12 protein-coding genes are annotated in these 11985 nt (G+C 73.9%); 9 read left to right on the top strand and 3 right to left on the bottom strand.

Going from position 1 to position 11985, the window contains the following annotated elements; all coding sequences use genetic code 11:
• Window positions 1-9 precede the first annotated feature (9 nt).
• Window positions 10-1017, bottom strand: a complete 1008-nt coding sequence (locus PH191_RS12830; protein ID WP_274195291.1) for an NADH-quinone oxidoreductase subunit B family protein — start codon at window positions 1015-1017, stop codon at window positions 10-12.
• Between the two features lie 180 nt (window positions 1018-1197).
• Here PH191_RS12830 and PH191_RS12825 point away from each other — a divergent pair, with 180 nt between their 5' ends.
• Window positions 1198-1983, top strand: coding sequence for an isocitrate lyase/PEP mutase family protein (locus tag PH191_RS12825; RefSeq protein ID WP_274194984.1), 786 nt, complete (start codon window positions 1198-1200; stop codon window positions 1981-1983).
• Between the two features lie 39 nt (window positions 1984-2022).
• Here the strand turns inward: PH191_RS12825 and PH191_RS12820 are convergent, their stop codons facing one another.
• Window positions 2023-3192 carry an aminotransferase class I/II-fold pyridoxal phosphate-dependent enzyme gene (locus PH191_RS12820; RefSeq protein ID WP_274194983.1) on the bottom strand — a complete coding sequence of 390 codons (1170 nt, stop codon included), beginning with the start codon at window positions 3190-3192 and terminating at the stop codon, window positions 2023-2025.
• Window positions 3192-3671 (bottom strand): Lrp/AsnC family transcriptional regulator, encoded by a 480-nt coding sequence (locus PH191_RS12815; protein WP_274194982.1) that lies wholly within the window; start codon window positions 3669-3671, stop codon window positions 3192-3194. Before PH191_RS12815 ends, PH191_RS12820 begins: the two co-directional genes overlap by 1 nt.
• Before the next feature lie 52 nt (window positions 3672-3723).
• On the opposite strand from PH191_RS12815, the gene PH191_RS12810 reads away from it, so the two are divergent.
• From PH191_RS12810 to alaS, 8 genes are all read left to right on the top strand, one after another.
• The gene (locus PH191_RS12810) at window positions 3724-4680 is read left to right on the top strand and encodes an asparaginase (protein ID WP_274194981.1); all 957 of its coding nucleotides are present in this window, start codon (window positions 3724-3726) and stop codon (window positions 4678-4680) included.
• Between the two features lie 14 nt (window positions 4681-4694).
• The gene (locus tag PH191_RS12805) at window positions 4695-5579 is read left to right on the top strand and encodes a polysaccharide deacetylase family protein (protein WP_274194980.1); all 885 of its coding nucleotides are present in this window, start codon (window positions 4695-4697) and stop codon (window positions 5577-5579) included.
• Between the two features lie 13 nt (window positions 5580-5592).
• Window positions 5593-6030: a hypothetical protein gene (locus PH191_RS12800; protein ID WP_274194979.1), complete on the top strand. Its 438-nt coding sequence runs from the start codon at window positions 5593-5595 to the stop codon at window positions 6028-6030.
• 19 nt (window positions 6031-6049) lie between these two features.
• On the top strand, window positions 6050-7468 hold the full coding sequence (locus PH191_RS12795) for a replication-associated recombination protein A (RefSeq protein WP_274194978.1): 1419 nt from the start codon (window positions 6050-6052) through the stop codon (window positions 7466-7468).
• A gap of 177 nt (window positions 7469-7645) precedes the next feature.
• Window positions 7646-8407, top strand: a complete 762-nt coding sequence (locus tag PH191_RS12790; RefSeq protein ID WP_274194977.1) for a hypothetical protein — start codon at window positions 7646-7648, stop codon at window positions 8405-8407.
• A 156-nt stretch (window positions 8408-8563) separates the two neighbouring features.
• A complete protein-coding gene (locus PH191_RS12785; RefSeq protein WP_274194976.1) occupies window positions 8564-8959 on the top strand; it encodes a DUF948 domain-containing protein in 396 nt (131 codons plus the stop codon).
• On the top strand, window positions 8956-9258 hold the full coding sequence (locus PH191_RS12780) for a hypothetical protein (protein ID WP_274194975.1): 303 nt from the start codon (window positions 8956-8958) through the stop codon (window positions 9256-9258). Before PH191_RS12785 ends, PH191_RS12780 begins: the two co-directional genes overlap by 4 nt.
• Before the next feature lie 51 nt (window positions 9259-9309).
• Window positions 9310-11982 carry an alanine--tRNA ligase gene (gene alaS, locus PH191_RS12775; RefSeq protein WP_274194974.1) on the top strand — a complete coding sequence of 891 codons (2673 nt, stop codon included), beginning with the start codon at window positions 9310-9312 and terminating at the stop codon, window positions 11980-11982.
• Window positions 11983-11985 lie beyond the last annotated feature (3 nt).

The raw sequence follows: 11985 nt of genomic DNA, 5'->3' as shown, positions 1-11985 counted from the left end.
GCTGGCCTCTCAGAACGCGGTGGGCTGGTAGCCGGTGCGCAGCCGCCGGCCCTTCGCCCGCCAGCGGGGTTCCTTGTCGACGGTCTTCGCCGTGATGTCGCGCAGCTTGCGGATCACCACGCCGTAGGCGCCGCTCGCGGCCCCGGAGACCTTGCTGCCCGGCGGGGCGTCCATGAACGGCATGAACTTGTCGGGGAAGCCGGGCATCGTGCAGCCGATGCAGATGCCGCCGACGTTGGGACAGCCGCCGACGCCGTTGATCCAGCCGCGCTTGGGGACGTTGCACTTCACGACCGGGCCCCAGCAGCCCAGCTTGACCAGGCACTCCGGTGAGCCGTACTCGGTGGCGAACTGGCCCTGCTCGTAGTAGCCGCCGCGGTCACAGCCCTCGTGGACGGTGGCCCCGAACAGCCACGTCGGTCGGCCGGCCTCGTCGAGCGGGATCATCGGGGCGTCGCCCACGGCCTGGTAGAGCAGGTAGAGGATCGTCTCGGAGAGGTTGTCCGGGTGCACCGGGCAGCCCGGCACGTTGACGATCGGCAGGCCGGCGGAGGACTTCCAGTCCCAGCCCAGGTAGTCCGCGACGCCCATCGCGCCGGTCGGGTTGCCGGCCATGGCGTGGATGCCGCCGTAGGTCGCGCACGTCCCGACGGCGAGGATGCCCAGGGCCTTGGGGGCGAGCCGGTCGATCCACTCGCTCGTGGTCATCGGCTGCCCGGTCAGCGGGTTGTTGCCGAAGCCGCACCAGTACCCCTCGGACTTGATCGACTCGTTGGGGATCGAGCCCTCGATCACCAGGACGAAGGGCCCGTCCAGCTCGCCCCGCTCGGCCTTGAAGAACCAGTCGATGAACGACTGGGAGCCGCCGACCGGGCCGGACTCGAAGTCGATCAGCGGCCAGTGCACGGCGACCGTCGGCAGACCGGGGAGCGCGCCGAGCGCGATCTCCTCGATGCTCGGCTGGGTGGCCGCGGTGAGGGCCACCGAGTCCCCGTCGCACGACAGTCCGGCGTTCATCCAGAGGATGTGCACGGTGGTGTCGCGGTGGTCGGCGAACGTCGTCACGAGATCCCCCAGCTGGTCGAGGGCGAGCCAGCAGGTGGTGGGCTGCTGACCCAGAGAGGCTGACAGTGACGCCGGTCACCGGTAAGTGACGCGATCACCTAGGTGCGCCGCCGGAAGGCGTACGACGGAGGCATGAGCACCGCCGACAGCAACATCGACAAGGCCCGGGAACTGCAGCGTCTGCACAGCGACCCCGCGCTGCTCGTGGTCGTCAACGTGTGGGACGCGATCACGGCGACCACGGTCGCGAACACTCCCGGCACGAAGGCCCTCGCCACGGCGAGCCACGGCATCGCCGCCTCGCGCGGCTACCCCGACGGCGAGGTCATCCCGCGCGACGAGATGATCGCCGAGGTCGGGCTCATCGCCCGCCGGACCGAGCTGCCCGTGAGCGCCGACCTCGAGGCCGGCTACGGCGACCCGGGCGGCACGATCGCCCGCGCCATCGACGTCGGGATCGTCGGCGCCAACCTCGAGGACCAGCTCAAGCCGCTGTCCGAGGCGGTGAAGGCCGTCGAGGCGGCCGTCGCGGCGGGCGAGAAGGCCGGCGTGCCGTTCGCCCTCAACGCCCGCACCGACGCGTGGGTGCGCGGCGGCGACCGCGACCCGAAGGTGATCCTCGACGACGCGATCGAGCGCGGCCGCGCCTACCTCGAGGCCGGCGCGACCTCGTTCTTCGTGCCCGGCAAGCTCGACGAGGAGACGATCCAGGCGCTCGTCGCGGAGCTCGGCGAGCAGAAGGTGAACGTCATCGGCGTGCCCGGGGTGCCGAGCACCAGGCGTCTCGGCGAGCTCGGCGTCGCCCGCTGCTCCTTCGGCCCGTGGAGCCAGAACGTCGCCCTCACGGCCCTGGCCAAGCTGGCCGAGGACGCCTACGCCGGCGGCGGTCTGCCCGAGGGCACGCGCAAGCTCAACTGACCCGTGAGCGAAGTTCCCGGCCATAGCCGGGAACTTCGCTCACGTACGGGTGCTGAGGAACCGGCCCATCCGCTCGAGGGCCTCCTCGAGCAGGGGGAGCGCGGTGGCGTAGGAGCAGCGGACGTGGCCCTCGCCCGACGGGCCGAACACGTCACCCGGCACCACCGCGACCTTCTGCTCCTCGAGCAGCTGCTCGGCGAAGTCCTGCGAGGACAGCCCGCTCGAGCGGATGGACGGGAACGCGTAGAACGCGCCGCCGGGCTCCGGGCAGCTCAGCCCCAGCTCGTCGAGACCCTTGACGAACAGCCGCCGGCGCCGGTCGTAGTCGGCGACCATCTCGGTGACGTCGGGGTCCGCGCTGCGCAGCGCCTCGATCGCGGCGACCTGGCTGACGTGCGGGGCGCAGAGCATCGTGTACTGGTGGATGCGGTGCATCAACGCCGCCAGCGGCTCGGGCGCGCAGACGTAACCGACCCGCCAGCCGGTCATCGCGTAGGACTTCGAGAAGCCGTTGAGGACGACCGTCCGGTCCCGGGCGCCCGGCACCGCGGCGGTGCTGGTGTGCGTGCCGGTGTAGGTCAGCCGGTCGTAGATCTCGTCGCTGACCAGCCAGAAGTCCTCGCGCTCCGCGAGCGCCACCAGCGCGGTGAGGTCGTCGGCGGACTGCGCGGCGCCGGTGGGGTTCGACGGCGACCCGAACAGCACCGCCTTGGTCCGCGGGGTCACCGCCTCGGCGATCCGCGCGGCGTCGAGCCGGTAACCCTGCGCCGGGTCGCTCGCCACCGGCACGGCCACGCCGCCCGCGAACGCCACGCACGGCTGGTAGGCCACGTACGACGGCTCCGGGACGATCACCTCGTCGCCGGGGTTCAGCAGCGCGCGCAGGGCCAGGTCGAGGCCCTCGGAGACCCCGGAGGTCACCAGGCACTCGTCGGCGGGGCGGTAGCTCGTGCCGTGGCGCCTCTCGAGGTCGGCGCAGATCAGCTCGCGCAGCTCGAGCAGCCCCGAGTTGCCGGTGTAGGTGGTGGCCCCGCGGGTGAGCGCGTGGATCGCCGCCTCCCGCACGCCCCACGGCGTCGGGAAGTCCGGCTCGCCGACGCCCAGGGTGATGACGCCCGTCATCGTCTGGGCGAGGTCGAAGAACTTGCGGATGCCCGAGGGCGGGCAGGCCTCGACGACCCGCGACAGGGGCTTGGCCGGGGGAGCCATCAGGGCATCACCGACAGGCGCTGGTCGGGCTCGGGCTCGGTGAGCAGCTGGTGGTCGTCCTTGTAGCGGCGCAGCAGGAAGTGGGTGCTCGTCGCGGTGACGCGCTCGACGCCCGACAGCTTCTGCGCGACGAAGTCGGCCACCTCCTTCATCGAGGAGCCCTCCACCTCGACCCGCAGGTCCTGCGCGCCGGACACGAGGTGCACCGCCCGGATCTCCCGGAACCGCGCGATCCGCTCGGCGACGTCGTCGAACCCGCGACCCCGCTCGGGGGCGACGGTGACGTCGACGAACGCGGTGACGCGCTCGTCGCCCAGGCGGTCCCAGTCGACCACCGTCTTGTACCGGCGGATGACGCCCTCGGCCTCCCAGGCCGCGATCGCCGCGCGCACCTCGTCCTCCGCGATCCCGGTCAGCGCCGCGATCCGTTCCGGCGTGGCGCGGGCGTCGGCCTCGAGCACGGTGAGGATCTCGCGCATGGGGAACGACCCTAGTCGTCCACCGTCCTTCCCGGCCTGCGGAGGCGCACCGATGCCCGTCCACCTCGTCGCCACCGGCGGCACCATCGCCAGCACCGGCTTCCCGGGCCCGCTGCGCGCCGCGCGCGACGGACGCACGCTCCTGGCCGCGGCGGGAGCGGACGCCGACGTCGCGGTCACCGACCTCGCGACCGCCGGGAGCTTCGCGATGGGGTGGGACGACCTCCGACGGCTCCGCACGGCGGTGACGGCGGCCCTCGACGAGGGGGCCGACGGCGTCGTGGTCACCCACGGCACCGACACCATGGAGGAGAGCGCGTACGGGCTGGACCTCCTGCTCGCCGACCACCGACCCGTGGTCCTGACCGGTGCGCAGCGCGCCGCCGACGAGCCCGGAGCCGACGGCCCGGCCAACCTGCGGGCGGCGCTGACCCTGGCGTCCGACCCCGCCGCCAGGGGCGACGGGGTGCTCGTCTGCTTCGACGGCGAGGCGTTCGCGGCCCGCGGCGTCGCCAAGCGCCACACGCTCGCCGCCGGTGCCTTCGGCGGGACCGTCGTGCACCGCGTGGTCGACGGGACGGTCCGGCGCGTGACCCGGCCGGAGCGCCGCCCCGCCCTGCCGGCGACTCTGCCGGCGACCGAGACAGACCCGCCGCGGGTCGACGTCGTCGCCGCCCACCACGGCGCCGACGGGACGCTGGTGCGCGCCGCCGTCGCCGCGGGCGCCCGGGGCGTCGTGCTCGCCGCCGTGGGCATCGGCAACGCGAGCCCGGACGTCGTCGCGGCGGTCGGCGAGGCCGCCGACGCCGGTGTGGTCGTGCTCGTCGCGAGCCGTGTCCCCGAGGGCCCGGTCTCGCCGCGCTACGCGGCCGGCGGCGGCGCGCTGGCCGACCGCGGGGCGCTCCTCGCCGGCGAGCTGAGCCCGTGGCAGGCCCGGATGCTGCTCGGCCTCGCCCTGGCGGCTGACCCGGCGCGCCCGCGGGCACTCCTCGACGAGCACCTGACCTGATCGAAGGAGACCGCATGGCCGAGAAGGAGATCTTCGTCGCGTTCGGGGTGGACGTGGACGCCGTCGCCGGCTGGCTCGGCTCGTACGGCGGGCAGGACTCGCCCGACGACATCTCGCGCGGGCTGTTCGCCGGCGAGGTCGGCGTCCCGCGGCTGCTCGAGCTGTTCCGCCGCCACGACATGACCCAGACGTTCTTCTGGCCCGGCCACTCCGTCGAGACCTTCCCCGACGAGTTCGACGCCTGCGTCGCCGCGGGCCACGAGATCGGCGTGCACGGCTACAGCCACGAGAACCCGCTGGCCATGTCCCGCGAGCAGGAGGAGACGATCCTCGACTACTGCGTCGAGCTGATCGAGCGGCGCAGCGGGCGCCGTCCCACCGGCTACGTCGCGCCGTGGTGGGAGTTCAGCCGGGTCACCAACGAGATCCTCCTCGACCGCGGCATCCGCTACGACCACTCGCTCATGCACCGCGACGTCACGCCGTACTACGTCCGCGTCGGGGACACCTGGACGCCGATCGACTACGACCAGCCGGCGCAGACGTGGATGAAACCCCTCGAGCGCGGGCACGAGACCGACCTCGTCGAGATCCCCGCGAACTGGTACCTCGACGACCTGCCCCCGATGATGTTCATCAAGGGCAGCCCGAACAGCCACGGCTTCGTCAACCCGCGCGACATCGAGCAGATGTGGCAAGACCAGTTCGACTGGACCTACCGCGAGTGCGACTACGCGGCCTTCACCATGACGATCCATCCCGACGTCTCGGGCCGACCGCAGGTGCTGATGGCCCTCGAGCGGCTCATCGAGCACATCAACGGCCACGAGGGCGTGCGCTGGTCGACGTTCGACGCGATCGCGCAGGACTTCGTCACGCGGTCCCCCCGCTCCGCCTGATGTGCCCCGCCTGATGTGCGGTGCCTGCGGATCGGGCCGGGTCCGCGCCCCGTGGGAGGACACCGTCGGCCCGCCCGACCCCGGCGCGGCCCGGCGCCTCGCCGCCGCCATGACCCGGTGGTTGGCGCCGTGGCGCTGGCGGGTGGCGCCGTGGGCGGGCGGCTACACGCTCTCCGGACCGCACGGAGCCCTCGCGCCCGCCGGCGGCGTCGACGAGGTCGTCGAGCGTGCCCGGGCCGCCCGTCCGGACCTGCCGGGCCTGCTCGCGGGGCCCGCGGACGACCTCGAGCTCGCCGACGCCGTCGTGCGCGTCTCGGTGACCGCCCTGTACCGGGACGGGCCACTGCTCCTCGTCGGACCCGACCCCGGCGTGCCGCGACGGCTGCACGCCCACGGCCGCGTCGCGGTCGACGTCGTCCCGCGGGCCGGCGCGACCTGGAGCGTCGGCTGACGGCAGTACGGTGCGCCGCATGGGCGAGGACGGGCTGTTCGAGGTCGAGGTGCCGGAGGCGCCGGTGACGGGCCCCGAGAGCCAGAGAGATCTTGGCCGTCCGGTGACGCGCGGTGTGGTCGACGACCGCCCCGCCCCCACCAGCGGGGACGGGACGCCGCTGGCGGTCCGCATGCGCCCGGCGAGCCTCGACGAGGTCGTCGGCCAGGACCACCTGCTCGCGCCGGGGGCGCCACTACGCCGCCTCGTCGAGGGCGCCGCCCCGGCGTCGGTCGTCCTGCACGGGCCGCCCGGGACGGGCAAGACGACGCTCGCCCGCCTGATCTCCCAGGCCACGGGCCGCGCGTTCGAGGCGCTGTCCGCGCTCAACGCCGGGGTCAAGGAGGTGCGCGGGGTCATCGAGGTCGCCCGCCGCCGCCTGGCGGCGTCGGAGCCCCGGCGCACGGTGCTGTTCATCGACGAGATCCACCGGTTCTCGCGCACCCAGCAGGACGCGCTGCTCGCCGCCGTCGAGGACCGCGTGGTGCTGCTCGTCGGCGCCACCACCGAGAACCCGAGCTTCTCGGTCGTCGCCCCCCTGCTGAGCCGCAGCCTCGTCCTCGGCCTGCACGCCCTCGACGACGAGGCCGTCGGGCTGCTGCTCGACCGCGCCGTCGCCGACCCGCGCGGGCTGGGCGGCGCCGTGACCCTGGACCCCGACGCCCGCGCCCACCTCGTGCGGCTCGCCGCGGGCGACGGCCGGCGCAGCCTCACCGCGCTCGAGGCCGCCGCCGACGCCGTGGGCAACGCCGGGCCCCTGACCCTCGCCGACGTCGAGCGCGTCGTCGACGAGGTCGCCGTGCGCTACGACCGTGCCGGGGACCAGCACTACGACGTCATCTCGGCGTTCATCAAGTCCATCCGCGGCTCGGACCCGGACGCCGCCCTGCACTACCTCGCCCGCATGATCGTGGCGGGGGAGGACCCGCGCTTCATCGCGCGCCGCCTCGTCGTCCACGCCAGCGAGGACATCGGGCTCGCCGACCCCACCGCCCTGCCGGCCGCGGTCGCCGCCGCCCAGGCGGTGGCCCTGATCGGCCTGCCCGAGGTCCGGATCAACCTCGCGCAGGTGACGATCCACCTCGCGACGGCCCCGAAGTCCAACGCCGTGATCACGGCCATCGACGAGGCCATGAGCGACGTCCGCCAGGGCGCCGCCGGGCCGGTGCCCCCGCACCTGCGCGACGGGCACTACGCGGGGGCCGAGGCCCAGGGCAACGCGGTCGGCTACGTCTACCCCCACGCCGACCGCGCCGGGGTGGTCGCCCAGCAGTACCCGCCCGACGAGCTCGTGGGCCGCGACTACTACCGGCCGGCGGGCCGGGGCGACGAGCGGAACCGCGGCGAGCGGCTCGCCCGCCTGCGCGAGGTGGTGCGGGGAGGCGGGCCCGAGCGGTGAGGTCCCGCAGGTGCGCCCCCCGGAAGCACCCGTGGCCCGCATCGCCGCGAGCCCGCCTCGTCGTAGCCTTCCCACTGTGATCCCCGACGGTTCGCGACGCGGCGTCCGCCGCTGTCCGGGACACCGTCCGGACGCCCATGACCTGCGACGACGCCGACGTCCCGGACAGGCGACGCGGTGACCCCCGGCGACACCCCCGCGCAGTTCTGCGCCGACTTCCTCGCCGCGATGCAGCGCCGCGGCGTCTCGTTCCGGCGTGCGGAAGGGCTCTCGGGCTGGGGGAAGTCGACGATCGCGGCGGCGACGCGCGGGCCCGGGCTGCCGAACGTCGACCTCGTCACCGACGTGCTGGCCGCGATCGGTGTCGAGGCCGCCGACGTCGAGGGCTGGGGGGCCCGTCACGAGGCGCTGCGGGGCCCGGCTCCCTCCGCGCCGCCGGAGCCCGGGCACGCCCCGGGACCCCCGGCCGGACGGCGCACCACCCGGCGGCGCGTCGAGATCGCGGTGGTCGCCGCCCTCGCCGTGCTCGTCGTCGGCCTCGCGACCGCGCTCGTCGTCGTGCTGACGAGCCCGCCGGCCGTCGAGACCCGCACCGTCGTGGTGCAGAACAAGGTGGCGATCGGGGAGGGGCAGCTGGTCGAGGACCGCACGCCGTCCTACCTGGGGGCGCGGCCCGTCGCGCGCTGCGCGACCATGCCCGGCTGCAAGATCCCCGGCACCGACGTGGGGACCGGGGCCACGTTCGTCGCGGTCTGCCAGCTCACGGGCGAGTCGATCACCAATGCCGACCTCACGTCGACGAGCATCGGGCAGAACCCGAACGCGGCCGTCTCGGAGCTCTGGCTGGGCGCGCGGGCCCCCGACGGGCGGGTCGGCTACATCTCCGAGGTCTCCCTCGCGCCGGCCTACCGCGGGGGTCTCGGGCTGCCGCCCTGCTGATCACCGGACTGATCCCGTCCCCCCGAGAGGTCCGGACGGCGCACGGTAACCTGCCGCCACCTGCGCCAGGTGTCGGCCGACGACCCTGCCCCCTGGGGTGGTGTCGCCGGGCGGCGGTCCGGGGACCTGTATCGCACCCAGCACCGAGGAGGACCCGTGTCGGTCGGCCAGATCGCGGCGATCATCGCCGCGGTGGCGTTCGTGATCCTGGTGGTGCTGCTCGCCATCCCGTTGATCAAGCTCGGTCGCACGCTCGACGAGGCCACGATCGCGATCCGCAAGACCCACGAGGGCACCGAGCCCCTGCTCTCCGACGCCGGGGTCACGCTCACGACGGTCAACACCCAGCTCGAGCGCGTCGACGGCGTCACCGCCAGCGCCCAGGCCGTCGCGGCCAACACCAAGGCGCTGAGCACGCTGTTCACCGCCACGCTCGGCGGCCCGCTGGTCAAGGTCGCGGCGCTGTCCTACGGGGTCCGCAAGGCCCAGCAGGCCCGCCGGCTGAAGAACGCCCCGCCCCCGAAGAAGTCGAAGCGGAGTGCCCGCGCATGAAGCGTCTGTTCTGGGTCGGTGTCGGGGTGGCCGTCGGGGTCACCGCGACCCGCAAGGTCAACGAGATCACGCAGAAGGCCACGCCGGCGGGGATCGGCACCAGCCTCGGTGAGGGGCTGCGCGAGCTCGGCGCCGGGCTCGGGGCGTTCGGCGCCGAGGTGCGCGCCGGAATGAACGAACGCTCCGAGGAGCTGTACGCGATGGTGGAGGACACGACGGAGATCCCGGTGCGGCCCGAGCCCGCCTCGGACGCCCGTCACGCGCGAGCGCCGCGGCGGGGAGCTTCGCACGCCCGCTGAGGCCCCCGCGCCCGTTCACCCCCACCCGCATCTCTGCGAAGCAGGACAGACGTGCAGACCCACGAGATCCGCCGACGCTTCCTCGCACACTTCGAGAACGCCGGCCACACCCCCGTCCCCAGCGCCTCGCTGATCCTCGACGACCCGACCCTGCTGTTCGTCAACGCGGGGATGGTCCAGTTCAAGCCGTACTTCCTCGGCGAGGCCCCGGCGCCCTACGACACGGCCACGTCGATCCAGAAGTGCGTGCGCACCGGGGACATCGAGAACGTCGGCCACACCACCCGCCACAACACGTTCTTCCAGATGGCGGGCAACTTCTCGTTCGGTGACTACTTCAAGGAAGGCGCGATCCGGCACGCCTGGACGCTGGTCACCGGCACCCTCGAGGACGGCGGGTTCGGCTTCGACCCGGAGCGCATCTGGGTCACCGTCTTCGAGAACGACGACGAGGCCGAGCGCCTGTGGCAGGAGGTCGCCGGCCTGCCGCCCGAGCGCATCCAGCGCCGCGACGGGCGCGACAACTACTGGGACATGGGCATCCCCGGTCCCGGCGGGCCGTGCTCGGAGATCTACTACGACCGCGGTCCCGAGCACGGGCTCGAGGGCGGTCCGGTGGTCGACGAGGACCGCTACGTCGAGATCTGGAACCTCGTCTTCATGCAGGACATCCGCGGGGAGGCGAGCCCGAAGTACGGGGCCGCCCCCATCGGCGAGCTCCCGCAGAAGAACATCGACACCGGCCTCGGCGTCGAGCGTGTCGCGTTCCTGCTCCAGGGCGTGGAGAACGTCTACGAGACCGACCTGCTGCGCCCGGTGATCGACCGCGTGCAGGAGCTCTCGGGCCGCTCCTACGACGAGGGGACCGAGGAGCAGGGCGTCCGGTTCCGCGTCATCGCCGACCACGTCCGCACCGGCGCCATGCTCATCGGCGACGGCGTCGTGCCCGGCAACGAGGGCCGCGGCTACGTGCTGCGCCGCCTGCTGCGCCGCGTCGTGCGCAACGCCCGCCTGCTCGGCATCACCGAGCCGGTGCTCGTCGACCTCGTCGGGGTCGTACGCGACGCCATGGGCCCGTCGTACCCGGAGATCGTCACCTCCTACGAGCGGATCGCCGCCGTGGTGCGCCGCGAGGAGGAGGCCTTCCTCGCCACGCTCGCCACCGGCTCGCGGATCTTCGAGTCGGCGGTCTCCGACGTCCGGGCCTCCGGCTCGACGACGCTGCCCGGGTCCAGCGCCTTCGCCCTGCACGACACCTACGGCTTCCCCATCGACCTGACGCTGGAGATGGCCTCGGAGGCCGGGCTCTCGGTCGACGAGGGCGCCTTCCGCTCGCTGATGGACGAGCAGCGGTCCCGGGCCAAGGCCGACGCCGCCGCCCGCAAGCACGGCGGGGCCGACGCCAGCGCCTACCGCGAGGTCCTGGAGCGCACCGGGCTCACCGACTTCCTCGGCTACTCCGACCAGCGCGCCGACGCCACGATCGTCGGGCTGATCGTCGACCACGTCGGCGTCCCCGCCGCCACCGAGGGCGACGAGGTCGAGGTCATGCTCGACCGCACCCCGTTCTACGCCGAGGGCGGCGGCCAGCAGGCCGACACCGGACGGCTGTTCGGCGACGGGTTCACCATCGAGATCACCGACGTGCAGACCCCGGTGCCCGGCCTGTCGGTGCACCGCGGACGTGTGCTCCACGGCGAGGCCACCCGCGACGCCCCGGTCTCGGCCCAGATCGACGTCGACCGCCGCGCCGCGATCTCGCGCGCCCACACCGCGACGCACCTCGTGCACGCCGGGATGCGCAAGGCCCTCGGCGACTCGGCCGCCCAGGCGGGCTCGCTGAACGCCCCCGGCCGGCTGCGCTTCGACTTCACCTCGCCGGAGGGCGCGGTGCCCGCCAGCGTGCTCGCCGACGTCGAGGACGAGGTCAACACCGTGCTCCTCGGCGACGACGAGGTGCGCGCCTTCGTCACGTCGATGGACGAGGCCCGCAAGCTCGGCGCCGTCGCCCTCTTCGGCGAGAAGTACGGCGACGCCGTGCGCATCGTCGAGGTCGGCGAGTACTCCCGCGAGCTCTGCGGCGGCACGCACGTGGGTCGCTCCGGGCAGCTCGGCCTCGTCAAGCTGATGGGCGAGGGCTCCATCGGGTCCGGTGTCCGCCGCGTCGAGGCCCTCGTCGGCATCGACGCCTTCCGGTTCCTGGCCCGCGAGCACGTGCTGGTCAACCAGCTCGCCGAGCAGTTCCGCGCCCAGCCCGAGGAGCTGCCCGAGCGCATCGGCGGGGTCGTCGACCGCCTGCGCGCCGCCGAGAAGGAGCTCGAGACGATCCGGGCCCGCGAGGTGCTCTCCTCGGCGGGGTCGCTCGTGGACGGCGCCGAGGACGTCGGCGGGATCGCGCTCGTCGCCGCCCGCACGCCCGAGGGCGTGGGCGGGGGCGACCTGCGCTCGCTCGCCGGCGACGTGCGCGGGCGGCTGCAGGCCCGGCCGGGCGTCGTGGCCCTGTTCGCCCCGGACGGGGACAAGGTCTCGTTCGTCGTCGCCACCACCGAGGGCGCCCGCGAGCGCGGCCTGGCCGCCGGCGACCTGGTCAAGGCCTTCGCGCCCGCGGTGAACGGCCGGGGCGGCGGCAAGCCGGACCTGGCCCAGGGCGGTGGCAGCGGTGTCGGCGGCATCGACGACGCCATCGCCGCCCTGCGCACGGAGGTGGCCCGCGCTGGCGGCTGACAG

It is taken from the genome of Actinomycetospora callitridis (assembly GCF_028737265.1).
Taxonomy (GTDB): Bacteria; Actinomycetota; Actinomycetes; order Mycobacteriales; family Pseudonocardiaceae; genus Actinomycetospora; species Actinomycetospora callitridis.
This window is presented reverse-complemented; position numbering and strand designations above follow the sequence as displayed.